The 25,553-nt window shown below is 74.1% G+C and carries 17 protein-coding genes and 1 pseudogene; 10 read left to right on the forward strand and 8 right to left on the reverse strand.

Annotated features, from left to right (window positions below):
• Positions 1-9 precede the first annotated feature (9 nt).
• Positions 10-1,011 carry a 4-hydroxy-3-methylbut-2-enyl diphosphate reductase gene (locus E4N63_RS21500; protein ID WP_125626494.1) on the reverse strand — a complete coding sequence of 334 codons (1,002 nt, stop codon included), beginning with the start codon at positions 1,009-1,011 and terminating at the stop codon, positions 10-12.
• 247 nt (positions 1,012-1,258) lie between these two features.
• Here E4N63_RS21500 and E4N63_RS21505 point away from each other — a divergent pair, with 247 nt between their 5' ends.
• Positions 1,259-2,080 carry an IclR family transcriptional regulator gene (locus tag E4N63_RS21505; protein ID WP_228429555.1) on the forward strand — a complete coding sequence of 274 codons (822 nt, stop codon included), beginning with the start codon at positions 1,259-1,261 and terminating at the stop codon, positions 2,078-2,080.
• Between the two features lie 31 nt (positions 2,081-2,111).
• On the opposite strand, the gene E4N63_RS21510 is transcribed toward E4N63_RS21505, so the two are convergent.
• Positions 2,112-2,921 (reverse strand): PIG-L deacetylase family protein, encoded by an 810-nt coding sequence (locus E4N63_RS21510; protein ID WP_230241483.1) that lies wholly within the window; start codon positions 2,919-2,921, stop codon positions 2,112-2,114.
• Positions 2,922-3,759: 838 nt separating this feature from the next.
• Here E4N63_RS21510 and E4N63_RS21515 point away from each other — a divergent pair.
• The 3 genes from E4N63_RS21515 to E4N63_RS21525 all read left to right on the forward strand — a co-directional run bounded on the left by E4N63_RS21515 (position 3,760) and on the right by E4N63_RS21525 (position 10,760).
• The gene (locus E4N63_RS21515; protein WP_228429622.1) at positions 3,760-7,677 is read left to right on the forward strand and encodes an ABC transporter ATP-binding protein; all 3,918 of its coding nucleotides are present in this window, start codon (positions 3,760-3,762) and stop codon (positions 7,675-7,677) included.
• Positions 7,678-7,822: 145 nt separating this feature from the next.
• Positions 7,823-9,094 carry an extracellular solute-binding protein gene (locus tag E4N63_RS21520; protein WP_230241484.1) on the forward strand — a complete coding sequence of 424 codons (1,272 nt, stop codon included), beginning with the start codon at positions 7,823-7,825 and terminating at the stop codon, positions 9,092-9,094.
• Positions 9,095-9,266: 172 nt separating this feature from the next.
• Positions 9,267-10,760: an aminopeptidase gene (locus tag E4N63_RS21525; protein WP_230241485.1), complete on the forward strand. Its 1,494-nt coding sequence runs from the start codon at positions 9,267-9,269 to the stop codon at positions 10,758-10,760.
• 84 nt (positions 10,761-10,844) lie between these two features.
• Here the strand turns inward: E4N63_RS21525 and E4N63_RS21530 are convergent, their stop codons facing one another.
• The 4 genes and pseudogenes from E4N63_RS21530 to E4N63_RS21545 all read right to left on the reverse strand — a co-directional run bounded on the left by E4N63_RS21530 (position 10,845) and on the right by E4N63_RS21545 (position 16,337).
• The gene (locus E4N63_RS21530; RefSeq protein WP_228429557.1) at positions 10,845-11,513 is read right to left on the reverse strand and encodes a hypothetical protein; all 669 of its coding nucleotides are present in this window, start codon (positions 11,511-11,513) and stop codon (positions 10,845-10,847) included.
• A gap of 114 nt (positions 11,514-11,627) precedes the next feature.
• Positions 11,628-13,483: pseudogene (locus tag E4N63_RS21535) on the reverse strand (glycoside hydrolase family 3 N-terminal domain-containing protein).
• Positions 13,484-14,156: 673 nt separating this feature from the next.
• Positions 14,157-14,981: a sugar phosphate isomerase/epimerase gene (locus E4N63_RS21540; protein WP_125627133.1), complete on the reverse strand. Its 825-nt coding sequence runs from the start codon at positions 14,979-14,981 to the stop codon at positions 14,157-14,159.
• A 300-nt stretch (positions 14,982-15,281) separates the two neighbouring features.
• Positions 15,282-16,337 (reverse strand): LacI family DNA-binding transcriptional regulator, encoded by a 1,056-nt coding sequence (locus E4N63_RS21545; RefSeq protein ID WP_125626583.1) that lies wholly within the window; start codon positions 16,335-16,337, stop codon positions 15,282-15,284.
• Between the two features lie 228 nt (positions 16,338-16,565).
• On the opposite strand from E4N63_RS21545, the gene E4N63_RS21550 reads away from it, so the two are divergent.
• The 5 genes from E4N63_RS21550 (at position 16,566) to E4N63_RS21570 (ending at position 21,563) form a co-directional block, all read left to right on the forward strand.
• Positions 16,566-17,501: a PmoA family protein gene (locus E4N63_RS21550; protein WP_230241486.1), complete on the forward strand. Its 936-nt coding sequence runs from the start codon at positions 16,566-16,568 to the stop codon at positions 17,499-17,501.
• Positions 17,502-17,717: 216 nt separating this feature from the next.
• Positions 17,718-18,869: a Gfo/Idh/MocA family protein gene (locus E4N63_RS21555; RefSeq protein WP_125626585.1), complete on the forward strand. Its 1,152-nt coding sequence runs from the start codon at positions 17,718-17,720 to the stop codon at positions 18,867-18,869.
• Positions 18,866-20,041, forward strand: a complete 1,176-nt coding sequence (locus tag E4N63_RS21560; RefSeq protein ID WP_230241487.1) for a dihydrodipicolinate synthase family protein — start codon at positions 18,866-18,868, stop codon at positions 20,039-20,041. Before E4N63_RS21555 ends, E4N63_RS21560 begins: the two co-directional genes overlap by 4 nt.
• Positions 20,038-20,868, forward strand: coding sequence for a sugar phosphate isomerase/epimerase (locus E4N63_RS21565; RefSeq protein WP_230241488.1), 831 nt, complete (start codon positions 20,038-20,040; stop codon positions 20,866-20,868). Before E4N63_RS21560 ends, E4N63_RS21565 begins: the two co-directional genes overlap by 4 nt.
• Before the next feature lie 182 nt (positions 20,869-21,050).
• Positions 21,051-21,563: an ATP-binding protein gene (locus E4N63_RS21570; RefSeq protein ID WP_125626588.1), complete on the forward strand. Its 513-nt coding sequence runs from the start codon at positions 21,051-21,053 to the stop codon at positions 21,561-21,563.
• A gap of 17 nt (positions 21,564-21,580) precedes the next feature.
• On the opposite strand, the gene E4N63_RS21575 is transcribed toward E4N63_RS21570, so the two are convergent.
• Positions 21,581-21,730: a hypothetical protein gene (locus tag E4N63_RS21575; RefSeq protein WP_230241489.1), complete on the reverse strand. Its 150-nt coding sequence runs from the start codon at positions 21,728-21,730 to the stop codon at positions 21,581-21,583.
• Positions 21,731-22,087: 357 nt separating this feature from the next.
• The gene (locus tag E4N63_RS21580; RefSeq protein WP_230241490.1) at positions 22,088-23,023 is read right to left on the reverse strand and encodes a ribokinase; all 936 of its coding nucleotides are present in this window, start codon (positions 23,021-23,023) and stop codon (positions 22,088-22,090) included.
• Positions 23,024-23,220: 197 nt separating this feature from the next.
• On the opposite strand from E4N63_RS21580, the gene E4N63_RS21585 reads away from it, so the two are divergent.
• Positions 23,221-25,431: an ATP-dependent RecD-like DNA helicase gene (locus E4N63_RS21585; protein WP_230241491.1), complete on the forward strand. Its 2,211-nt coding sequence runs from the start codon at positions 23,221-23,223 to the stop codon at positions 25,429-25,431.
• The last annotated feature ends 122 nt before the right edge of the window (positions 25,432-25,553 follow it).

Raw genomic sequence — 25,553 nt, forward strand, 5'->3', positions numbered from 1 at the left:
TCTCCTCGCTCAGCTGGAACGGCCGTCCGCCGTCCGCCGCGCGGCACCGCGCAGTGGCGAGGGAAGGTCGAAACTCACGGTCTCGCGGGCGATCTCGCGCTCCTCGACGTGGACCGGACCGAACGCCCCCAGCCTGCTCACGACCTCCGTGACCAGGGCGGGCGGTGCCGAGGCGCCGGCCGTCAGCCCGACGGTGCGCACCCCCGCCAGCCACTCCGGGCGGATGTCGGCGGCCTGGTCGATCAGCTCGGCGCGGGTGCCCTCGCGCTGCGCGAGCTCCACCAGGCGGACCGAGTTGGAGGAGTTCTCCGAGCCGACGACCAGCACGAGGTCGGACTCCCCGACGATCGCCTTCAGCGCGGCCTGCCGGTTGGTGGTGGCGTAACAGATGTCCTCGGACGGCGGCTCCTGCAGCAGGGGGAACCTCTCCCGCAGCGTGCCGACGACCTCCGCGGTCTCGTCGACCGCGAGCGTGGTCTGGGTGAGGTAGGAGACCTGCCGCCCGAGGTCGGGCGGCAGCTCGCGGACCTCGTCGGGCGACGAGACCAGCACCATCGACTCCGGTGCCTCCCCGAGCGTGCCCTCGACCTCCTCGTGCCCGGCGTGGCCGACGAGCACGACCGTGTCGCCGCGGGCGGCGAAGCGGCGTGCCTCGGCATGGACCTTGGCGACCAGGGGGCAGGTCCCGTCGATGACGTCGAGGCCGCGCCGGTCCGCCTCCTTCCGCACGGCGGGGGAGACCCCGTGCGCGGAGAACACCACCGTCGCGCCGTCCGGCACCTCGTCCAGTTCCTCGACGAAGACCGCGCCCCGCCCCGCCAGATCGTCCACGACCGTGACGTTGTGCACGATCTGCTTGCGGACGTAGACCGGGGCGCCCCACTGTTCGAGAGCCCGCTCCACGATCTCGATGGCCCTCTCGACGCCTGCGCAGAAGGAGCGGGGGCCGGCCAGCAGGACCCGGCGGGCGACGCCGTCCGCCGCGTTCTCGTACGAGCTCACATCAGCCATGGCCAGGACGGTACGGAGAGCAAGGTCGTCCGATCCACCGGCGTTTCCACTTTCCGGAACGGTCGTTGCTCCGGAGCCGGATGCGCGGTGCCGGACCCGCGTGGGCCCCGGGGCGGATTCCGTGCCGTCAAAAGGGCCCAACTCCGAGCACCCTCGGGACAGCAACCCCGGGTGATCTTGAGTCCGCCGTCCCGGCGCAGGTAGGCATGGAGCCGTTGGTGTGTGCCTCGGTGACGGGAGCATCACGGTGGACGGTGAACGACATCCCCGGGCGCCGCGCCCGGGGGCAGCCGCCGGGACGGCGGTGAAGACGGCCGGGCCCGGAATGCCGGGGGGCCCGCTGCGCAAGGCGCTCGCCGTACTCGAAGCCCTGGCGGAGGCGTCACGGCCGCTGACCCTGTCGGAGCTGTCGCGTCTGGTGAACCTGCCGAAGTCGACGCTGCACCGTCTGATGCTGTCGCTCACCGACATCGGCCTCGCCGTCCGGAGAGAGTCGAAATCCTATGAACTCGGCACGTATCTGTCCCGGCTGGGGGCCACGAGCGGTCCCGCCGGGGTGCAGCGGCTCAGTTACCCGGTCACTCCGTTCCTGCTCGAACTGTTCCAGCTCACCAACAGGATCGTCAGCCTCGGCACCCTGTCGGGGACGAACGTCCAGCATGTCGGGACCCTGTACGGGCAGGAGCACGCCCGGCTCGCGATGGCGCTGCGGCAGCCGGTCCCGGCGCACGGCTCGGCGGCGGGCAAGCTCCTGCTCGCGCTCTCCCAGCGCGATCCGGCGGACCTCTCCCCCACGGCGAGGGCCGCCGGCACGGGCGCGGCCCGCGCCCGGAGGGACGCGCTGCGGCGCGAGTTCGAGCGCATCCGGCGGACCGGCTTGTCCTACGCCCGCAGCGAGTGCGTCCCCGACCTGGTCGAACTGGCCGCCCCGGTCCGGCTCGGGAGGGCCGGCCCGGTGGCCGCGGTCGTGGTGGGGGACACGGTGAACACCAGGGATCTGCGCGGCGTCGCGCGGGCCCTGCTCGACACCGTCGGCGCCATCGAGCAGCAACTGGCCGACGCCTGCTGACGCGTCCGGGACGGAGCCGGAGCCACCGGACTCAGGGGCCCGGGCGGAGCCGGCGCAGGTGTTCACGGTCGCCGAGGAGTTCCAGGCGCCGCCAGAGGACGCTGCCGGGCACGGCCTGGCTGCGGTGGCAGGCGACGGCCTCGAGCTGCGGGGCGCGGTCCACGGTGACGGTGAGGTCGACCGCCTCGGGCGGATGGCCGTCGAAAGCGGCGCCGTACTCCCGGCGGAGCCGGTCCGCCACCGCTTCCGGGACGGTCCAGCCCAGGACGGGCAGGCCGAGGCCGCCGGCCGCGCGGAGGGCGGCGGCCGTGGCGGCGGCGTGATCGGGGTGCCCGGTGACGCCGGTGGGGTCGAAGACCAGCAGCCCTTCCGCGTCCGTCTCCCGGGCGGCGGCCGTGACCCGGCCGGCGAGTTCACCGGGGTCGGCGGCGGAGAGGTGCCCGTCGGGATAGGACAGCAGCCGGACGTCGCCGATGCCGAGGACACCGGCCGCGGTTGTGAGTTCGTCCGCGCGCAACCGCTCCAGGTCCCCGGCGACGCCGTGCAGCGTGGACGCCTCGCCGTGGGTCAGGCAGAGGACGGAGACCCGGGCGCCGTCCCCGGCGAAGGCGGCGAGGAGGGCGCCGAGGGCGAAGGACTCGTCGTCGGGGTGGGCGACCACGGCCAGGACCGAACGCCAGCGGGGGAGACGGCCGTCCGGGGCGGAGAACCGGCCGGGGACGGCGAGCCGTCCCGGTCCGGGCGGGGCCCCGGAGCGGGCCGGGACGGCCTCCGCGGGAGGGCGCGGTCGCGGGGGCGCCCGCGGGGCGTCGCCGGCGGGTCGCGCGGCCGGTTCGGGCACGGCGCCTCCTTCGCTACCCGTCCGGGCTCGCGTCCGGGCGGCACATCACGGCGGCCCGCCGCCGTCCGCACCGGGTGCCGGAGCCGGCGGCCACCGCCCTTGTGACCGGGAAAACGGCCGTGCACCGGCCGCGCATTCCCGCCGCCCGGTGGCGGGGAGGCGAGCGCGCCCCGCGGAGGCCGGAGCGCACGGCCGTGCCGCCGCGGCCGGGGGCCGGGCGTCGGCGGGGTCCGCGATCACGCGGGAGACGGCGGTCAGGAAATGGTCCTGTGCGCGCTCGGCCGCCCGGATCGCCTCGCCCGGACCGGCCACCGGCGTCGCGGACACGAGGCGGTACGGATGAGGGCGCGAGCGGGCTTGGCACGTTCAGTTGACGGCGTCAATGTGCGGAGCCGGTGCGGTCCGGCCGGGTGCTTCCGGCCGCGGACGTGCTCCGCCCGGAGGCCCAGGACCTGCGACCGGCCGGAAGCCGGGCCAAAGTGGGTGCGGACGAGCGAAACAAAAACGGCCGCCCGAGGTGTTCTCGATCGTGGTGCTGTGGGATGGCCACGGCACCGCACGAGCGGGGACGACGGAGGTCATCGGTGGGCGGCACGGCGACGGAGGCGGCTGATCGGCCCGGGGCGGGACCGGAGGCGGGGACGGGGAACGGCGGGCGCGGGCGGCCGGGGAGCCGGGCGGCCCGGGAGAACCCGGCGGCCCGGGGAACTCCGGGGACTCCGGTGGTTCCGGCGGCGAAGGCGGCCCCGGCGGCCCCGGCGGCGAGGGAGCCGGCGGCCGGTCCGGGAAACCGGACGCCCGGGAGGAGGAGCGGCGGCAGCAGGGCTGGGCCCGGCGGCTGACCGGCTACGCCTGGCGCTACCGGCGGAACGTGCTCCTCGCCCTCGGCTCCTCCCTCGGCGGCATGGCCGTGATGGCGCTGGTGCCGCTGGTCACCAAACTGATCATCGACGACGTGGTGGTCGAGCACAGCCGCCCCATGGCCCCCTGGGCCGCGGCCCTGATCGGCGCGGCCCTCGCCGTTTACGCCTTCACCTACGTCCGCCGCTACTACGGCGGACGGCTCGCCCTCGACGTCCAGCACGACCTGCGCACCGACATGTACCGCTCACTCGTCCGGCTCGACGGGCGGCGGCAGGGCGAACTCTCCACCGGCCAGGTGGTCGGCCGCGCCACCAGCGACCTCCAGCTGATCCAGGGCCTGCTGTTCATGCTGCCGATGATGATCGGCAACGTCCTGCTGTTCGTCCTCTCGCTCGGCGTGATGCTCTGGCTGTCGCCGCTGCTCACCCTGGTCGCCCTCGCCATGGCGCCCGCGCTCTGGTTCCTGGCCGACCGCAGCCGCAAGCGGCTCTTCCCCGCCACCTGGTACGCCCAGGGTCAGGCGGCGGCCGTCGCCGGGATCGTGGACGGCGCCGTCACCGGCGTCCGCGTCGTCAAGGGCTTCGGCCAGGAGGAGCAGGAGACCGGGAAGCTGCGCGAGGTGAGCCGGAAGCTGTTCGCCGGACGGATGCGCACCGTCCGCCTCAACTCCCGCTACACCCCCGCCCTGCAGGCCGTGCCGTCCCTCGCCCAGGTCGCGATGCTCGCGCTCGGCGGCTGGATGGCGACCCGCGGGCAGATCACCCTCGGCACCTTCGTGGCCTTCTCCACCTACCTCGCCCAGCTGGTCGGGCCGGTCCGGATGCTGACCATGGTGCTGACCGTCGGCCAGCAGGCCCGCGCCGGCGTGGAGCGGGTGATGGAGCTGATCGACACCGAGCCCGCCATCGGCGAACGCCCGGACGCGCGGGAGCTGCCCGCCGAGGCCCCCGCCACCGTCGAGTTCGACGGGGTGACCTTCGGCTACGACCCCGAGCGCCCGGTCCTGAAGGACTTCTCGCTCTCCCTCGCGCAGGGCGAGACCGTCGCCCTCGTCGGCGCCTCCGGCAGCGGCAAGTCCACCGTCTCCCTGCTGCTGCCCCGCTTCTACGACGTGTCGGAGGGCGCCGTCCGCGTCGGCGGCCACGACGTCCGCGAGTTGACGTTCGAGTCGCTGCGGGCCGCCATCGGCCTCGTACCGGAGGACAGCTTCCTCTTCTCCGACACCGTCCGCGCCAACATCGCCTACGGCCGGCCCGGCGCCACCGACGCGGAGATACGGGCCGCCGCCCGCGCCGCCCAGGCCGAGGGCTTCATCGAGCAACTGCCCGACGGCTACGACACCGCGGTCGGCGAGCAGGGCCTCACCCTCTCCGGCGGCCAGCGTCAGCGCATCGCCCTGGCCCGCGCCATTCTCACCGACCCCCGGCTGCTCCTCCTCGACGACGCGACCTCCGCCGTCGACGCCCGTGTGGAGCACGAGATCCACGAGGCGCTGCGCGGTGTGATGGCCGGCCGGACGACCCTGCTGATCGCCCACCGGCGCTCCACCCTCGCCCTCGCCGACCGCATCGCCGTCCTCGACCGCGGCCGGCTGTCGGACGTCGGCACCCACGAGGAGCTGGAGCGGCGCTCCGCGCTCTACCGTCGCCTGCTGACCGACCCGGACGAGCTGGGCGGCGTCGAACGCGACCCCGTGGCCCGGCTCGCGGAGCGGGAGCGCGAAGCGGAGCGCGAACGGGCCCGGGAGCGGGACGGGGGCCGGCGGCCGGGACACGGGCGGCGGGACGCCGGGGAGCCGGAGGGCTTCGAGAACTCCGGGGACTTCGGGAACTTCGAGGCGGAACTCGACGCCGAGGCCGAGATGGAGGCCGAACCGGTCAGTTCCCACCGCCGGGTCGCCGAGCGCGTCACCCCCGAACTCTGGCGGCGCGCCGAGGAGCCGCGGGGCTCCACGGCCTCCGCGGTGGCCGGGTCCGCCTCCTCCGCCCGCCCGGCCGCGGCCGGCGCGGCGGCCGGTCCCGGCATCGCCGGCGCGCTGGCCGGGATGCCCGCCACCCCCGACCTACTGGCCAAGGTGGCCGCGCTGCCGCCCGCCACCGATGTGCCCGACATCGACGAGGAGCACGCCGTCCGGTCCGAACAGGACTACGGGCTGCGGCGGTTGCTGCACGGCTTCGGCCGGCCCCTGCTGCTGGCCCTCCTGCTGGTGGCCGTCGACGCGGGAGCCGGGCTGCTGCTCCCCGTCCTCATCCGGCACGGCATCGACGAGGGCGTGCAGCAACTGGCGCTCGGCGCGGTGTGGGCGGCCTCCGGGCTGGCGCTGGTGGTGGTGCTCGCCCAGTGGGCCGCGCAGATCGGCGAGACCCGGATGACCGGCCGCACAGGCGAACGCGTCCTCTACAGCCTGCGCGTGAAGATCTTCGCGCAGCTCCAGCGGCTCGGGCTCGACTACTACGAGCGCGAGCTGACCGGCCGGATCATGACGCGGATGACCACGGACGTGGACGCGCTCTCGACGTTCCTGCAGACCGGGCTCGTCACCGCGCTGGTCTCGCTGCTCACCTTCTCCGGCATCCTGGTCGTCCTGGTCGTCATCGACGTCGAACTGGCACTCGTGGTCTTCAGCACCCTGCCGGTCCTGATCGCGGGCACCTTCTTCTTCCGGCGCCAGAGCGTCAAGGCGTACGAACTGGCGCGCGAGCGGGTCAGTGTCGTCAACGGCGACCTCCAGGAGAGCGTCGCCGGGCTCCGCATCGTCCAGGCGTTCCGCCGCGAGCGGGACGGCATCGCCCGCTTCACCGGGCGCAGCGACGGCTACCGGCAGGCGCGGGTGCGCGGACAGTGGCTGATCTCCGTCTACTTCCCGTTCGTGCAGCTTCTGGCGTCGGCCGCGGCGGCGGCCGTGCTGATCGTCGGCGCGGGCCGGGTCTCCGAGGGCACCCTCACGGCCGGGGCGCTCGTCGCCTATCTGCTCTACATCGACCTGTTCTTCGCGCCGGTGCAGCAGCTCTCCCAGGTGTTCGACGGCTACCAGCAGGCGACGGTGTCGCTCCGCCGCATCCAGGAACTGCTGCGCGAGCCGACCACCACGGCGATCGCCGAACACCCGCGCGAGGTGCGGGAACTGCGCGGCGAGATCCTCTTCGACGGCGTTCGGTTCCGCTACCGGCCGGCCGAGGGGGACGGCGCGCCGGAGGAGGCGCTCTCCGGGGTGGACCTGCGGATCCCGGCCGGGCAGACGGTCGCCTTCGTCGGCGAGACCGGCGCGGGCAAGTCCACCCTCGTCAAGCTCGTCGCCCGCTTCTACGACCCGACCGAGGGCGCCGTGCTCGTCGACGGCACCGATCTGCGGGAGCTGGATCTGGCCGGATATCGTCACCGGCTGGGTGTCGTGCCGCAGGAGTCCTACCTCTTCCCCGGCACCGTGCGGGACGCCATCGCCTACGGGCGCCCGGACGCCACCGACGCCGAAGTAGAGGCCGCGGCGCGGGCCGTCGGGGCCCACGAGATGGTCGCCTCGCTCAGCGGCGGCTATCTGCACGAGGTCTCCGAGCGGGGCCGCAATCTCTCCGCCGGGCAGCGGCAGTTGATCGCACTGGCCCGCGCCGAGCTCGTGGACCCGGACATCCTGCTGCTCGACGAGGCGACGGCCGCGCTCGACCTGGCGACGGAATCCCTCGTCAACCAGGCCACGGACCGGCTGGCGGGCCGGCGCACCACCCTGGTCGTCGCCCACCGGCTGACCACGGCCGCCCGCGCCGACCGGGTCGTCGTCATGGACAACGGCCGGGTCGTCGAGGACGGCACGCACGCCGAGCTGCTCGCCGCGGAGGGTCACTACGCGCGGCTGTGGCGCACCTTCGCCGGAGAACCGGCAACCGCCGGGGTGTGACACTCCGCGGTTCCTGTTCGATACCGAAGCGATACGCACCGTGGCGTAGACCGGGGATGCTCCGCGATGGAGACTCATAAGTCGCGCCGTGTCCGGTTTTGATCGGTGCGGCGGATTCGCATCGTGAGCAAAAGGCGGTAGTGCAGTGCAGCGGCGTTTCTTCGGTCCGATAGCGGCGGGTCTCTCGGCCGGTCTGGTCCTGACCCTCTCGGCGTGCGGCGAGGGTGCCACCGCGGAAAGCGGTGACGTCCAGCTCAAGCTGATCGTGACCGAATACGGCGACAGATCCGGCACCAGTTCCAAGAGATACTGGGACCAGCTGATCGGCGAGTTCCAGTTCGAACACCCGGACATAGCGGTCGATGTCGACGTCTACCCCCGCGGAGAGGTCGACCGCAAGGTCGCCGATCTCGTGAAGGCGGGCAAGGCGCCGGACATGGCCCAGATCGCCACCTACGCCGACTACGCGGCCAAGGACAAGCTCTACAGCGCCGACCAACTCCTCTCCATCCCGGCCCAGGCCGACTTCGTACGGGCCGTCTCCGAAGCGGGCACCGCCAACCGCAAGCAGTACGGCCTGCCCTTCACCGCCAGCACCCGGGTGTTCTTCTACAACAAGAAGCTGCTGAAGCAGGCGGGCATCGACAGCCCGCCGAAGACGTGGGACGAGCTCCGGGCCGACGCGGTCGCGCTCAAGCAGTCCGGTGTCCCGACCCCGTACGGGCTTCCGCTGGGCCCGGAGGAGGCGCAGGCCGAGGCCCTCAACTGGATGCTGAGCGCCGGTGGCGGCTACACCGACAACGTCGGCAGCTACACCTTCGACGCCCCCGAGAACATCCGGGCCTTCGAATGGCTGCGCGACGAGATGGTCGCCAAGGGGCTCACCAACGCCTCCCCGGGGAAGACCGACCGCCAGGACACCTACGACGCCTTCGTCCGCGGCGAGGTGGCCATGCTCAACGGCCACCCCACCCTCATGCAGCGCGCCCTGGAGGGCGGCATCGACTTCGGCATGGCACCGCTGCCCGGCCGGGAGAAGCAGTCCGCGGCCACCACCGGCGTCGCCGACTGGATGACGGCGTTCAAGGAGAACGGGAACCGCGAGCAGATCAGCGCCTTCCTCAACTTCGTCTACGACAAGAAGAACGTCCTCAAGTTCGCCGAGCAGTACGACCTGCTGCCGGTGACCAACTCCGCCTTCGACGCGATGCGCGCCGACGAGTCGCACAAGAACGTCTGGGAGTTCCTGGACCAGCTGCGCACCGCCCAGCTCTACCCGGTGGACAAGGTGTCCTGGGCTCCCATGGTCCGCACGCTGCGCGAGCGGATCGGTGGCACGGTGGAGCGGGGCGGCAACCCGGGGAGCGTGCTGGAGGCGATCCAGCGGGAGGCCGAGGCCACGGAGAGCGCCAGCTGACAGGTGCCGGTGGCGCTGCGGTGCCGCTGCTGCTGACGCCGCCGTTCCGGGCCGGGGTGCCGCCACGCGCCCCGGCCCGTATGCCCGTTCGGGCAGTCCCGCGCACGGCGGTCTGGCGGACGGGCAGCCTCCCGGCTAGGTTCGCAGATTCACGCGAACCCAGGGAGGGCGGATGCGCAAGGCGTTGACGTGGCTGCCGGCGCTGGCGGTGTTCTTGGGCACCCTGAGCGCCGGAACGGCGCCGGCCGCCGCGGACACGGCCGCGGAGCCCCCCGGTACGGGCACCACGAGCACCGCGGGCCCCGGGAGCGGATCCGGCGGTTCCGGCAGCACCGAGAGCACCGACATCGAGGACCGGATCCTCGCGATCCCGGGCATGCGCCTGGTCGAGGAGCAGCCGGTCGACGGCTACCGGTTCTTCGTCCTGGAGTACACCCAGCCGGTCGACCACCGCCGCCCGTACCTCGGCACCTTCCGGCAGCGGCTCACCCTGCTGCACAAGGCCACCGACCGGCCGGTGGTCTTCCACACCTCCGGCTACCACGTCTCCACCCGGCCCACGCGCAGCGAGCCCACCCGGATCGTGGACGGCAACCAGGTCTCCCTGGAGTACCGCTACTTCACGCCCTCCCGGCCCGACCCGGCCGACTGGACCAAGCTGGACATCCGGCAGGGCGCCGACGACCAGCACCGCCTGTTCCGGGCCCTCAAGCGGATCTACCGCGCCAACTGGCTCTCCACCGGCGGCAGCAAGGGCGGCATGACCGCCACCTACTACCGCCGCTTCCACCCGGGCGACATGGACGGCACCATCGCCTACGTCGCGCCCAACGACGTCCGCAACCGCGAGGACTCCGCCTACGACCGGTTCTTCGAACAGGTCTCCACACCGGAGTGCCGGGCCGCGCTCAACGCCGTCCAGCGCGAGGCACTCGTCCGCCGCGACGAGATCGTCGGACGCTACGAGACCTGGGCCCGGGAGAACGGGGCCACCTTCACCACCGTGGGCAGTGCCGACAAGGCGTACGAGAACGTCGTCCTCGACCTGGTGTGGGCCTTCTGGCAGTACCAGTCGGAGGCGGACTGCGACGAGGTGCCCGAGCCCACGGCCTCCACCGACACCCTCTACGCGTTCGTCGACGAGGTCTCCGGCTTCTCCTTCTACACCGACCAGGTCCTCGGCGGGTACGCGCCGTACTTCTACCAGGCCGGCACCGAGCTGGGCTGGCCCTCCTTCCGCACCCCGCACCTCGACGGCCTGCTCCGCCACCCGGGCATCTACCAGCCGCGCAGCTACGTCCCCCGCGACATCCCGATGCGCTGGCGCGGCCGGGTGATGGACGACATCGACCGCTGGGTGCGCCACCGCGGCGAGCGGATGCTCTTCGTCTACGGCGAGAACGACCCGTGGGGCGCGGAGCGGTTCCGCCCCGGCAAGGGCTCGCGCGACGCGTACGTCTTCACCGCGCCCGGCGCCAACCACGGGGCGAACATCGCCGGGCTGACGGAGGCGGAGCGGGACAAGGCCACCGCGGAGGTTCTGGAATGGGCGGGGGTGGCCCCCGCCGCCGTCCGCCGCGACGCCTCGAAGGCCGAACCGCTGGCCGAGCGGGACGCGAAGCTCGACCGGAAGCCCGTCGAGCCGCGGAACGCCCTGCGTCCGTAGGCGCGGAGGACAGAGGGCGCTGAACGGTACGAGGGCGGGCGCCGTCACACGGCGAGGCGCCCGCCCGGCCCGGGCACCCTGGCCTCAGAGGCGGCGGGCGCAGCCGGTCGGTTTGTCGCCGCCCAGCCGGACGTAGAGGTCCGTCGACCCGGGGCAGTCCGAGCGCTTGGCGACCGCCTTGGTCACCTTGAACTCCGGCGCGGGCTCGGCGGACGGGGCACAGCCGGTCTCCCGGACCTCGTTCTCCCGGGTCAGCCGGACGCAGTCGCCGGCGATCGTGCGCGGGCCGCCACCGCCGCCCGGGTCGCCCGGGTGCGGCGGCTCCAGGTTGCGCATGCAGGCGTAACCGCGCCGCGCCGTGGAGCCGGTGCCGCCGACGCCGTCCGGGCGTTCGGTGATGTGCAGCAGGAAGTCCGTGCGGGCCGGGCAGACGGGGCCGTCCTCGGTGCCGCCGTGGAAGCGGAGCAGCACCTTGGCCACGGCCCGCTCGCCGGTGCACGGCACCTCGTCGAAGGAGCTGCGGCCGCGGGTGCTGCACTCGCCCTCGGCCAGGAAGACCACATTGGGCACGGACGGGCTCGCGGCGGCCTTGTCCTCGGGGCCGGCGCTCCGGCCGGTGCCGGACGGGCCGGACTGCCCGCAGGCGGCGGTCAGGATGAGCGGAAGGGCGAGCAGGGCGCTCAGCGCGGCACGTCGCGCCCCTCGCGCGGCCCGTGCCGTCGCCGGTCTCCCGCTCTGTCGTCGTGCGCGCATGGGCTCCATCATCCCCCGTCCGCCGGGCGCGGCCCGCGGGGGCGGACGCACGCCCGGCAGCGGCGGGGCTTTTGCGGCGTACCGTCCGGGGATGCGCCCCGGACGTCGTAGGGATCAGTACGACAAGCCGTGGCCGATCGGGTACAGCACCTGCGCCGGGTCGTCCGCGTCGGGGACCGGGACGGGCAGCCGCCCGGTGGGGCCGACCCGGCCCGCGATCACCCGGGCGGCGGCGCGCATCTCCCCGTCCGTCCAGGAGTAGCTCGCCAGCGAGGCCGCCACCCCGTCGAGCCTGGCGATGTCGTACGGGTTGCGGATCGCCAGATGGACGACGGGCACGCCGGTCGCGACGAGTTCGGAGACCAGGGTGCGCTGCGGGGACGCGGCGCTCACGTTGTAGGTGGCCACCACCACCGCGTCCCGGCCGGCCGCCGCGGCCACGGCCCGGTCGATCAGCTCGCGGGTCGGGGTGATGCCGGTGGAGAGCGCGGTGGCGGTGAAGCCCAGCTCGGTGAGGGTCCGGGCGAGGACGGCGGTGGGCGGGCCGCCGGTGGCGGAGGGGCGGCCGGGTCGGCGCCCACCACCAGCAGGTCGTTCCGCCTGCGGCGGTCGAGGGGGAGCGCGCGGCGGCCGCCGGTCCGCCGGTTGAGGAGAAGGGTGGTGGTGCGGTCGGCGATCCGCTGGGCCGCCCGCAGATGGGGCGGGATGCCGACGGTGCGGTCGACGCCCGCGTGTGTCACGTACGGCTCGTCGAAGAGGCCCCGGCGCTGCTTGAGCTCCAGGATGCGCAGCAGCGAGACGTCGATGCGCTCCTCGCTGATCTCGCCGCTCTCCACGGCCGCCAGCACGGCGTTGTAGGCGAGCCGGAAGTCCGGCGGGTTGAGGAGCTGGTCGACGCCGGCCTTGAGGGCGAGCACGGGCACCCGGTCGTCGCCGTACTTCTGCCGGACGCCCGCCATGTCGAGGGCGTCGGTCACCACGACGCCGTCGTAGCCGAGGCGTTCCCGCAGGATGCCGGTGAGGATCGGCCGGGAGAGGGTCGCCGGGTCCTCCGCCGGGTCGAGGGCGGGGACGACCAGATGCGCCGTCATGATCGAGTCGACGCCGGCGGCGATGGCGGCGCGGAACGGCGGCGCGTCGAGCCGCTGCCACTCCTCCTCGCTGTGGGTGATGACGGGGAGGCCGGTGTGACTGTCCGTCTGGGTGTCGCCGTGGCCCGGGAAGTGCTTGGCGGTGGCCGCGACGCGGGCGCTCTGATAGCCCTTCACCTGAGCGGCCACCAGCCGCGCGACGGACTGCGGGTCGGCGCCGAAGGACCGTACGCCGATGACGGGGTTGGCCGGGTTGACGTTGACGTCGGCGACCGGCGCGTAGTCCTGCCGGATGCCCATGGCCGCCAGTTCGGAACCGGAGAGGAACGCGGCCTTCCGGGCGTCCTCCCGTGAACCGTCCGCGCCGAGCGCCATCGCGCCGGGCAGCAGGGTCGCGGGCGCGCCCACGCGGGCCACGAGACCGTGCTCCTGGTCGGTGGAGACGAGCAGCGGGACGGGGGTGGGCCGGGCGAGGCCCGCGCGCTGGATGCCGTTGGAGAGATCGGCGATCTGGTGCGGGTCGCGGACGTTGTGCGCCCAGGCGAAGTAGATGATGCCGCCGACGTGGTACTCGGAGATCAGTTCGGCCGCGGTGGAGACCCCGATCTCCTTGCGGTTGGCGGCGGCGTCGGCGGGGTCGGGATCGGTCGCGGAGTGCCCGTACACCCGCATGACGAACAACTGGCCGACCTTCTCGCGCAGGCTCATCCCGGAGATGAGCCTGCGGAGTCTCTTCCGGTCGACCGGGTGGTGACCGGGGGAGTGGCCCGGCGGGTGGGTCGGCCCGGCGGCGAAGACCTCGCCGGCGCCGGTGGCGGCGAGCGCCGCCGCTGCGGCGGTGGCGGTGAGCAGGGTGCGGCGGGACGGGGAACGGTGCACGGTGCGCTCCTTCCGTACGGAGGTGGCGGGCGCCGGAACGGCCCGCGGCGCTGCGCGCGCCCGCGGGTGGCGGCGTGGGGGCCGGGCGGGGAGGGCCGGACCGGAGGGCGGGGACGGTATCGGGCCGGTGTCCGGAGCAGGATGGCGGGCGGGGATGTGGACGTCCGACGGTCCGGCGGTCTGACGGTCGGGTGGTCTGACGGTCCGGCGGATGAAGGAAACTTCCAGCCGTCAACGGATATCCGGAAAGTTTCCGCCAGTCAATGGCCCGTGCGGGCCGTGGGCCCGTACGGGTCGCGAGCGGCCGAGAGGGCAGCCGCGGCGGGGACGCGTGCCGTCGGGCGGCGGACCACCGCGGCACGCCGACGTCCTCGCCCGGCAGCAGGCGGCCGGGGACATTCCGGAGGCGGCCGGCGCGGCAGGGCGGAAGGGGTGGCGGGCGGGGCGGGGGTCGGCGGAGCGGGAGGCCACGGGAGGCGAACCCGAACACGGTGGCGAACCGGGCGAGGCGGAGGACCGCCCCGCCCCGCCCGGGCCGGGGGCCGCAGTGCCGCCGTACCGGGGCACGGCGGGCCGCCGGAGTGCCCGTCACCTCGTCCGGCGGGTGCGGGGCGCCGTGGTGGGGAGTGGGGGCGGCCGAGGTGGGGTCGGGGGCGGCCGGGCGGCGGTCTCCTCAGGCGGACTGGGTCAGCAGCCCCAGCAGATGCTCGCGGGCCGGTGCCAGCAGCCCCGGCAGCTCCGGAGCCCGCGGGTACCAGCGCTTCTCGTACTCCCAGCACAGCCAGCCCGCGCCCGCGTCCGGGCGGGTCTCCGTCGCGTCCTGCCGGGTGAGCAGGTCCACGCACTCGGCGAGAGGCAGCGCGCCCGCGCCGAGCGGCAGCGGGTTGGTGTCCTCCACCGACGCGATGTCCTTGACCTGGACGTATCCGAGGTGCGGGGCGAGGACGGCGTAGGTCGTCTCCGGGTCCTCACCGGCCAGCCAGGGGTGCATCACGTCCCAGATCGCGCCGACGGACCCGTGTCCGACCAGGCCGAGCACGCGCGCCGTGTCGGCGCCGCGGCGGTGCGAGTCGTGGGTCTCCAGAAGGAGGGCGACGCCCAGGTCGGCGGCGCGCGGGGCGGCGGCCCCCAGACGGCGGGCGGCGGCCGCGTCGGCCTCCTGTTCGGTCGGCTGATCCACCCCGCCGGGGAACACCCGTACGTATGGGGCGCCCAGGTCGTGGGCGAGGGCGAGCAGCCCGTGCAGTTCGTCGACGACGGTCTCGTCGTCGCCGGGTGCCGCGACACGGGTGTAGCCGGCGGCGCTCAGGATCCGCACCCCGGCGTCCTGGAAGCGGCGCACGGTCTCCTTGCGGACCTCGGCGCCGACCCCGGGGTGCACGGGCTCGTCGGGGTGGACGCGGAGTTCCACGCCGTGGAAACCGCTGTCCGCGGCGAGCCGCGCCACTTCGGAGATCTCCATCCCGGGGACACCGAGGGTCGAGAAGGCGAGTTGCACGGCGGCTCCCGGGGCGTGTCGGTCGGGCGGGGCGGCACGAGGGCGGGGACGGGGCGGGGTACCAGACGGTGTGCGTCCGTACTGCCATCCGTACCGTGTTCGTGCGGACATATGACGAGTGCCCGGGGTCGGCGCGGACATGCCGGACAGGTCCGCACGCCGGTCCGGCACGGCGGTCCCGGGCGGCGGTCCCGGACGGTGGCGGGGGGCGATGAACGCGGTGCGTGTGTGTCGGCCGCGGACGGGCGGGCACGCCACCCGGGCGCACGCCCCCGGGGCGCGCCCCACGGGGCGCCCGGGTCAGCGCGGCGGGGCGGTCGAGGCGCGGACCATGAGCTCGGCCCGGACGGTGGCCACACCGCCGGGCGGTGCCGTCTCCCGGTCCATCGCCAGCCGCCCCGCGCGGGCCCCGGCGTCCTGGAGCGGCAGCCGCACCGTCGTCAGTGCGGGGACGGCGTCCGCGCTGAAGGGCAGATCGTCGAAGCCGGCCACGGAGACGTCCTCCGGGATACGCAGCCCCCGGTCGCGGAGGGCGGCGAAGGCGCCGAGGGCGATGGTGTCGTTCGCGGCGACCACCGCCGTCAGCCCGGGCTCCCTGCGCAGCAGTTCGAGAGTGGCGTCGTAGCCGGAGGCCCGGTCGAAGGAGCCGTGCACGGTCAGCCGCTCCGAGCCCTCGGTGAGCCCGGCGGCGGCGAGGGCCGCGCGGTGGCCCTCCAGCCGGTGCCGGGTGGTGGTCCGGTCCGGCGGCCCGGTGACGTAACCGATGCGGCGGTGGCCCAGGGCGAGCAGGTGTTCGGTCAGCCGCTGGGCGCCGCCCCGGTTGTCGAAGGCCAGGGTGGTGACGGCGGGTTCCCCGTCCCCGCTGTGCGGCAGTGGCGGCCGTCCACAGAGGACGACGCGGGTGCCCGCGGCCGTCAGCCGGCCGAGCTTGGCCGCCACGGCGGCGGCGTGACCGGCGCCCTCGGCGGCGCCGCCGGTGACGACCACGGCGGCGGCCCGCTGGCGCTGGAGCAGCGTGAGGTAGGTGAGTTCCCGCTCCGGGGAGCCGCCGGTGTTGCAGACCACGGCGAGCTTCCCGCCGCCCCCGGGGAGGCCGGCGATCTCCGACTGCACGGCCCCCGCGATGATCCCGAAGAACGGGTCGGCGATGTCGTTGACGAGGATGCCGACCAGGTCCGAAGTGGCCGCGGCCAGGGCGCTGGCCGGCCCGTTCACCACGTAGTCCAGCTCGTTCACCGCCCGCAGCACCCGCGCCCGGGTGGCCTCGGAGACCGGATAGTTGCCGCTGAGCACCCTGGAGACCGTGGCCGAGGAGACCTTGGCGTGTGCCGCCACATCCGCCAGAGTCACTGCCATCTGTTCCTCCGTGTCGCCGCCGGACGGTGCCCGGGACCACCTGCGGTCCCCCGGGGGCATGCTCTCACCCCCGCGGGGCGCTGAGCACCGGGCCGGTCGATTGCAGGCCGGGTCTTGTCCGGGCCCGCGCGCTCTGCCTAGGGTCCGGGAAAGCGCTTTCCGCGCTGTCCTCCCCCTTCCGTCCCCGTCCTGCCCGCCGCCCCCGGGCATCACATCCCCCGGAGAACGATGAGCGCGCCTCTCACCGTCACCCATGTCCACGGCGACCGGATCTCCGTCGCCTGCGGTGACGTCGAACTGATGGCCTATGTCTACCGCCCCGACCCGGAGCCCTACGAGTCGCGCAAGCCGTACGCCCACCCGCTGCGCACCCTGGCCGGGCACACCGTCACCGGCTACCGCCCCAACGACCACCGATGGCACAAGGGCCTCCAGCTGACCGCCAGCCATCTCTCCCACCAGAACTTCTGGGGCGGCAACTCCTACATCCACGGCCGGGGGTACCGGCGCATCCCCGAACGGGTCGGCTCCATGCGGCACGACGGGTTCGACCGGGTCGGGGCCGACGGCGGCCGGACGTCCTTCACCGAGCGGCTGACCTGGGTCGCGCACGGGGGAGAGGAGTGGGTGCGGGAGGCCCGGACCGTCTCGGCGCACTCCGCCGACCCGCAGGCGGGCTGCTGGGCCCTGGACTGGTCGACCCGGCTCACCAACATCCGCACGGAGCCGCTGGAGTTCGGGTCCCCGACCACGGCCGGCCGCGAGATGGCCGGCTACACCGGCCTGCACTGGCGCGGCCCGCGCGACCTCGCCGGCGGTGACGTGCTCGGCCCCGGCGGGCGCGGCGGCCCGGGGGAGGCCGGGGCCGCCGACATGATGGGCACCCGCGCGCCCTGGCTGGCCTTCACCGGGGAGCACGACGCCGTCGACGCGCGGAGCACGGTCGTCTTCGCGCACGCGCCCGAGAACGACCGAGCGATCCACGCGTCGCACTGGTTCGTCCGCTCCGAGCCGGCCCCGAGCATCGCCTTCTCCTGGGCGTTCTTCGAGGAGTTCACGCTGGAGCCGGGCGAGAGCTTCGGTTACCGCTACCGGCTGCTGATCGCCGACGGGGCGTGGGGCCGGGACCGGATCGAGGAGCGTCTGGCGGCGCTGGACTGGTGACCGGTGGCGGGCCGTGCGGGCGCCGCCCGGTAGGCCCGCCGGTGCGAACGGGCGTCCGGCTGGGGTCGTGTGCTCCGTCGGCCGACTTGTGGGGACCGCGCGGGCCGGTTAGCGTCATGTCGTAGAAAGCGCTTGCTGCCGGCCCCGTGCCCTCTGGTGCCGCACGGGGGCGGGCCGCGCGGGGCGGTGGAGCAGGGTGGGAGAGGGGACGGTCGAGTGACACGCACGACGGTACGCATCGCCATGAACGGGGTGACCGGCCGGATGGGCTACCGGCAGCATCTCCTGCGCTCGGTGCTCGCCCTCCGCGAGCAGGGCGGCCTGGAACTGGACGACGGGACGGCCATCTGGCCGGAGCCCGTGCTCGTCGGCCGCCGCGAGCACGCCCTGCGGGCCATCGCCGAGCGGCACGGCCTGGAGCACTGGACCACCGACCTCGACGGCGTCCTCGCCGACCCGGCCACCGACGTCTACTTCGACGCCCAGCTCACCTCGGCCCGCGAGGCGGCCGTGCGGAAGGCGATCGCCGCCGGCAAGCACGTCTACTGCGAGAAGCCGGCCGCCGGGGATCTCGGCGGGGCCCTGGAGCTGGCGCGGCAGGCCCGGGACGCCGGGATCAAGCACGGCGTCGTCCAGGACAAGATCTTCCTCCCGGGCCTGCGCAAGCTGAAGCGGCTCGTCGACGGCGGCTTCTTCGGCGAGATCCTGTCCGTCCGCGGCGAGTTCGGCTACTGGGTCTTCGAGGGCGACTGGCAGCCCGCGCAGCGCCCCTCCTGGAACTACCGCGCGCAGGACGGCGGCGGCATCGTCATGGACATGTTCCCGCACTGGGAGTACGTGCTGCACGAGCTGTTCGGCCCCGTGCGGAGCGTGCAGGCCGAGGTCGTCACGCACGTCCCGCGCCGCTGGGACGAGCGCGGCAAGCCGTACGAGGCCACGGCCGACGACGCCGCGTACGGCATCTTCCGCCTCGACGGCGGTGCCGTCGCGCAGATCAACTCCTCCTGGGCGGTGCGCGTCCACCGCGACGAGCTGGTCGAGTTCCAGGTCGACGGCACGGAGGGCTCGGCCGTCGCCGGGCTGCGCGGCTGCCGCGCGCAGCACCGCTCGGCCACCCCGAAGCCCGTGTGGAACCCGGACCTGCCGGCGACGGAGTCCTTCCGCGAGCAGTGGCAGGAGGTGCCGGACAACGAGGAGTTCGACAACGGCTTCAAGGCCCAGTGGGAGCTCTTCCTGCGCCATGTGGTGCTGGACGAGCCCTGGAGCTGGGACCTCCTCGCCGGGGCCCGCGGTGTGCAGCTCGCCGAACTCGGCCTGCGGTCGGCCGCCGAGGGCCGCCGCCTCGACGTGCCGGAGCTGTCGCTGTGAGCCTCCGTCTGCCCGCCGCCGGGGGCGCGTTCCGGGCGTACGAGCCGCGCCGCGAGCCCGCCCCGGCCGTGCTCGCGGGGGGCGCGGGGAGCCCGTCGGACGCGCCGCGTTCCCGTACCGTCTACGCCGCCGCCCATGTCGTCGCCGACCCCTTCGCGGACACCGCGCCGGACGGCCCGGCCGCCGTCGACTGGGAGGCCACCCTGGCCTTCCGGCACCACCTCTGGTCGCACGGGCTCGGGGTCGCCGAGGCCATGGACACCGCGCAGCGCGGCATGGGCCTGGACTGGCCGCGCGCCGCCGAGCTGATCCGCCGCTCCGCCGCCGAGGCGCGTGCCGCGGGGGGCCGGATCGTCTGCGGCGCGGGCACCGACCAGCTCACCGGGACCGCCGGCCCGTCCGCCGTCCGCGCCGCGTACGAGGAGCAGCTCGCGCTGGTCGAGGAGTCGGGCGCGCGGGCCGTCCTGATGGCCTCCCGCGCCCTGGCCGCCGCCGCACGCGGCCCCGAGGACTACCTGGAGCTCTACGGGCATCTGCTGCGGCAGGCGCGGGAGCCGGTGATCCTGCACTGGCTCGGCCCCATGTTCGACCCGGCGCTGGAGGGCTACTGGGGCAGCGCGGACCTGGACGCCGCCACGGACACCTTCCTCGACGTGATCGGGGCCCACCCGGACAAGGTGGACGGGGTGAAGGTGTCCCTGCTCGATGCCGGACGCGAGACCGCCCTGCGCCGGCGGCTGCCGGAGGGTGTCCGCTGCTACACCGGCGACGACTTCCACTACCCCGAACTCATCGCGGGCGACCAACAGGGCTTCAGCCACGCGCTGCTGGGCGTCTTCGACCCGATCGGCCCGCTCGCCGCCGAGGCGGTGCGCGTCCTGGACACCGGTGACACCGCCGGCTTCCACGCCCTGCTCGACCCGACCGTTCCCCTCTCCCGGCACCTCTTCGCCGCCCCGACCCGCTACTACAAGACCGGCGTGGTCCTGGTGGCCTGGCTCGCGGGCCACCAGGACCACTTCACGATGGTCGGCGGCCTCCAGTCGGCACGCTCGCTGCCCCACCTGGCCCGGGCCTACGAACTGGCCGACGGCCTCGGCCTGTTCCCGGACCCGGAGCTGGCCGAGCACCGGATGCGCACGCTCCTCGCGCTCCACGGAGCCGCCCGGTGAACGGCCTCGAACGGTTCAGCCTCAACCAGGAGACCATCCGCCAGTGGTCGCTCCCCGACCTGGCCGAGGGGTGCGCCGAGGCAGGTGTACGGCGCGTGGGACTGTGGCGCGCGCCGGTGCAGGCGTACGGAGTGGAGCGCGCGGCACGGCTGATGCGCGAGGCCGGACTGACGGTCAGCAGCCTCTGCCGGGGCGGCTTCCTCACCGCCACCGACCCGGCGGACCGCGCCGCCGCGCTCGCCGACAACCGCGCCGCCGTGGACGAGGCCGCCGCCCTGGGCACCGACACCCTCGTCCTGGTGTGCGGCGGGCTGCCGGAAGGGAGCCGCGACCTGCGCGCGGCACGGGAACGGATCGCCGACGCGCTGGCCGAACTGGTGCCCTACGCGGCCGAACGCGGGGTGCGGCCGGCCATCGAACCCCTGCACCCCATGTTCGCCTCGGACCGGTGCGTGGTCTCCACCCTCGCCCAGGCGCTCGACCTGGCCGAGCGGTTCCCCGCCGACCGGATGGGCGTGGTGGTGGACACCTACCACCTGTGGTGGGACGACACCGTGCCCCAACTGATCGAACGGGCGGGCGCGTCGGGCCGCATCGCCGCCTTCCAGCTCGCCGACTGGATCACCCCGCTGCCCGAGGGCGTGCTGCTGGGCCGGGGCCAGCTCGGCGACGGCTGCGTCGATCTGCGCGGGTTCCGCGAACGGGTGGACGCGGCGGGCTACACCGGGCCGGTGGAGGTGGAGATCTTCAACCCCGCGCTGTGGGCGCGCGACGGCGCGGAGGTGCTGGCGGAGACCACGGAACGCTACCGCCGGCTGGTCGTGTAGCGGCGGGGGCCACCGGACCGTACGGGGACGGTGCCGCGCGGCGGGCCGGTCGCGGGTGACGGGCCGTCAACCCGCGCGTGCGGCACCACCGTCGACCGGAGGGATCTTCCGGGCTCCTGATGGGTACAGCAGGTAGCGGACCGATCGCACAGAGCGACGGTGTTCGGAAAGGTGCCACCTGCATGACGGAGACAAGCGACCGGACCGGCGGCGTAGAGACCCGTTTCCCGCGCCACCCCCGCAGCGTGGGACGCGCCCGCGCGGTCCTGCGGACCCAACTGTCGGCCTGGGGTGTGGAAGGGGACGCGGCGGACAGCGCGGAACTGCTGATCTCCGAACTGATGACCAACGCCGTGCGGCACGCACGGGTTCCGCACGGGCGGGAGATCGAGGCCCGCTTCGCGCTGACCGGGCGTCTGCTGCGGCTGGAGGTCTCGGACGCGAGCGACCGGCTGCCCGTGCCCGCGCAGACCGGGACCGAGGCGGAGGGCGGCCGGGGGCTGGCCCTGGTGGCGGCGCTGGCCCACGACTGGGGCGTCCGGCCCCGCGAGGGCGTCGGCAAGTGCGTCTGGGCGCTGCTCGAACTGACGGGCGCACCCGGGCCGGTGTCCGTCCGGGCGGCCGCTTCGCCTCCCGCCCCGCCGGCGCTTCCGGCTCCCGCCGTGGAGGCCCGTACCGCGAGGCGGTGTTGCTAAGGGTTGTCCGGCAGTTCTCAGCGCCGCTTGCCCCGCCGCTTGGCGAGGGCGGCAGCCGCGATGGGCAGCCCGGTGTTGATCGCGCGGTTGACCTTGGAGATGGGAATGCCGGTCTTCTTGGAGACGGCCCGGGCCAGGGGATCGGTGATCTTCCGGAGAAACATCATGTCCTCAACGGTACGTCCGGACTTCACGAAGGGCATATGGGCAGCTCACGGCGGGTGCGAGCGGTGTCGGGAAAGAAAAGAAGAATACTTATGAGTAGCCGTGCAACCCTTTCCGGGCCTCGGCTGTCGTACTGGGCGTCGGGCTTCCCGGGGAAATCTGGGGATTCTCAGGGGACCGTCGGGGACCCGAGGGTGCCCGGTCTGGCGACCGGGCACCCTCGATACCGTTACCGGCGTTTCCGCCCCCGCTCCCCGCCCGCCGCATCCGGTTCCGTTCGGGCCCGGCGGGCGCGTGCCGGACACTTACGGCCGTCGGTCCCCTCAACACCGCCGGCACCGTCGGCGCCACCCGGACCGTCAGTTCTCGTCCGCCGGCAGGGCATCGGGCAGTACGGCCAGATCTTCGGCCCGCGGGAAGGAACTCTGCGCCCCGGCGCGGGCGCAGGCGGCCGAGCCGACCCGCGCCGCGTACCGCACGGCCGTCTCCACGCCGTCGCCCGCGCTGAGCCGCCAGGCCAGGGCGCCCGTGAAGGCGTCGCCCGCCCCTGTCGTGTCCACCACCGCCACCCGCGGCGCGGGCACCGTCACCACGCCGTTCCGGTCGGCGGCCAGCGCGCCGGCCGCGCCCAGGGTGATCACCACCGAACGCGGGCCGCGGGAGAGCAGCGCGGAGGCCCAGGCGGCCGGCTCGTCCGCCTCGGCGGCCGGATGACCGGCGAGCAGGGCCAGTGCCTCGTGCTCGTTGACGACGAGAGGGTCGCAGGCCGCGAGGATCTGCGGCGGCAACTGCGCGGGAGGCGACGCGTTGAGCACCAGCCGGGCGCCGGGCGCGCGCGACCGCACGGCCTCCGCCACCGCCGCCATCGGGATCTCCAGTTGCGCCGAGACGACCCGGGCGGAGGCCAGCAGGCTGCCGGCGGCGCGGATGTCCCCGGGCTCCAGCCGGGCGTTGGCGCCGGGGGAGACGACGATGCTGTTGTCGCCCGCCCCGTCCACCGTGATGACCGCGACCCCCGTCGGCTCCTCGCCGACGAGCACGCCCACCGTGTCGACCCCCGCCGCGCGCTGCGCGTCGAGCAGCAGCCGCCCGTAGGCGTCGCCGCCGACCCGGGCCAGCAGGGCGGTGCGCGCTCCGAGGCGCGCCGCGGCGACGGCCTGGTTGGCGCCCTTGCCGCCGGGGTGGACGGCCAGGTCGGAGCCGAGCACCGTCTCCCCCGCCCCCGGGCGCCGGTCGACTCCGATCACGAGATCGGCGTTGGCCGAGCCCACGACCAGCAGGTCGTAGCCAAGCATGTGATGTCTCCCCCTCTGCCGGAGGCCGCCCCGGGCGGATGGACGGCGGCGGGTCCGTCGGTCTGTCGGTACGGCCAGCTTGACCCATTCCGGGGGCTGTTGGGGGCAAGTCTCCGTGAACGGGCCCGTCCCGCCCCGTCCGGCGGGGTTGTCCACGGGCCGCCCGTGGTGTCGGCGGTCGGCGGTACCGTCGCGGCATGGCACAGCTGTCGGTGGTCGAGGGGGTCCTGGAGCGGATCACCTACGCGAACGAGGAGAACGGCTACACGGTCGCCCGGGTCGACACCGGCCGCGGCGCGGGGGATCTGCTGACCGTCGTCGGTTCGCTGCTCGGCGCGCAGCCGGGCGAGTCGCTGCGGATGGAGGGCCGCTGGGGCTCCCACCCGCAGTACGGCAAGCAGTTCACCGTCGAGAACTACACCACCGTGCTCCCCGCCACCGTCCAGGGCATCCGCCGCTATCTCGGCTCCGGGCTGATCAAGGGGATCGGGCCGCGGATCGCGGAGCGGATCGTCGACCACTTCGGGATCGACACCCTCGACGTCATCGAGAAGGAACCGGGGCGTCTGATCGAGGTGCCCGGGCTCGGCCCCAAGCGCACCCGGCTGATCGGGGCGGCCTGGGAGGAGCAGAAGGCGATCAAGGAGGTGATGGTCTTCCTCCAGGGGGTCGGCGTCTCCACCTCCATCGCCGTGCGGATCTACAAGAAGTACGGCGACGCCTCGATCTCCGTGGTGCGCAACCAGCCCTACCGGCTCGCGGCCGACGTCTGGGGCATCGGTTTCCTCACCGCCGACCGCATCGCCCAGGCCGTCGGGATACCGCACGACAGCCCCGACCGGGTCAAGGCCGGGCTCCAGTACGCCCTGTCGCAGTCCTCCGACCAGGGCCACTGCTACCTCCCCGAGGAGCAGCTCATCTCGGACGCGGTGAAGCTGCTCCAGGTCGACACCGGGCTGGTCATCGACTGCCTGGGAGAGCTGGCGGGCGAAGAGGAGGGCGTCGTACGGCAGACCGTGCCGGGCCCGGAGGACGGGCAGCCGGTGTCGGCGGTCTATCTGGTGCCGTTCCACCGGGCCGAGATCTCCCTGGCCGGCCAGGTGCTGCGGCTGCTGCGGACCGGGGAGGACCGGATGCCGGCCTTCCGCGGCGTCGACTGGGAGAAGGCGCTGGCCTGGCTGGGGCGGCGGACGGGGGCACAGCTCGCCCCCGAGCAGGAGCAGGCGGTGCGGCTGGCGCTGACGGAGAAGGTTGCGGTGCTGACCGGCGGCCCCGGCTGCGGCAAGTCCTTCACCGTGCGGTCCGTGGTGGAGCTGGCGCGGGCGAAGCGGGCCAAGGTGGTGCTGGCGGCACCGACGGGCCGGGCGGCGAAGCGGCTCTCGGAGCTGACGGGCGCCGAGGCGTCCACGGTGCACCGGCTGCTGGAGCTGAGACCGGGCGGGGACGCGGCCTACGACCGGGACCGGCCGCTGGACGCCGACCTGGTCGTCGTCGACGAGGCGTCGATGCTCGATCTGCTGCTGGCCAACAAGCTGGTGAAGGCGGTGGCGCCGGGCGCGCACCTGCTGATGGTGGGCGACGTGGACCAGCTGCCCTCGGTGGGGGCGGGGGAGGTGCTGCGGGATCTGCTCGCCCCGGACAGCCCGGTGCCGGCGGTGCGGCTGACGAGGATCTTCCGGCAGGCGCAGCAGTCGGGGGTGGTGACCAACGCCCACCGCATCAACTCCGGTGTCCCGCCGATCACCCAGGGCCTGCCGGACTTCTTCCTCTTCCCCGAGGACGACACGGAGGAGGCGGGCCGGCTCACCGTCGACGTGGTCGCCCGCCGCATCCCCGCGAAGTTCGGCCTGGACCCGCGCCGGGACGTCCAGGTGCTCACCCCCATGCACCGCGGCCCGGCCGGGGCGGGCGCGCTCAACGGCCTGCTCCAGCAGGCCGTCACCCCGGCCCGCCCCGATCTGCCGGAGCGGCGCTTCGGCGGCCGGATCTTCCGGGTCGGCGACAAGGTCACCCAGATCCGCAACAACTACGAGAAGGGGGAGAACGGCGTCTTCAACGGCACGGTGGGCGTGGTCACCTCGCTCAGCCAGGACGACCAGCGGCTCACCGTCCGCACCGACGAGGAGGAGGAAGTCCCCTACGACTTCGACGAGCTGGACGAACTGGCGCACGCCTACGCCGTGACGATCCACCGCTCCCAGGGCAGCGAGTACCCGGCCGTGGTGATCCCGGTGACGACCAGCGCCTGGATGATGCTCCAGCGCAATCTCCTCTATACGGCGGTCACCCGGGCCAAGAGACTGGTGGTGCTGGTCGGCTCCCGGCGGGCGCTCGGCCAGGCGGTCCGCACCGTTTCGGCCGGCCGGCGCTGCACGGCACTGGACCACCGGCTCCGTGGCGCGATCTGAATCGTGGACACCGCCTTCCGCCCGCGTGCCGCGAGGAGCAGGATGGGCCCGCACGCGGCACGCCGTGCCATGAATAGGCCTGACGGCCGACCCCGAGTGCACGGCTTCTGGCCATATGGGGG

The sequence above is a fragment of the Streptomyces sp. MNU89 genome (genome assembly GCF_020982505.1).
In the GTDB taxonomy this organism is placed as follows: Bacteria; Actinomycetota; Actinomycetes; order Streptomycetales; family Streptomycetaceae; genus Streptomyces; species Streptomyces xinghaiensis.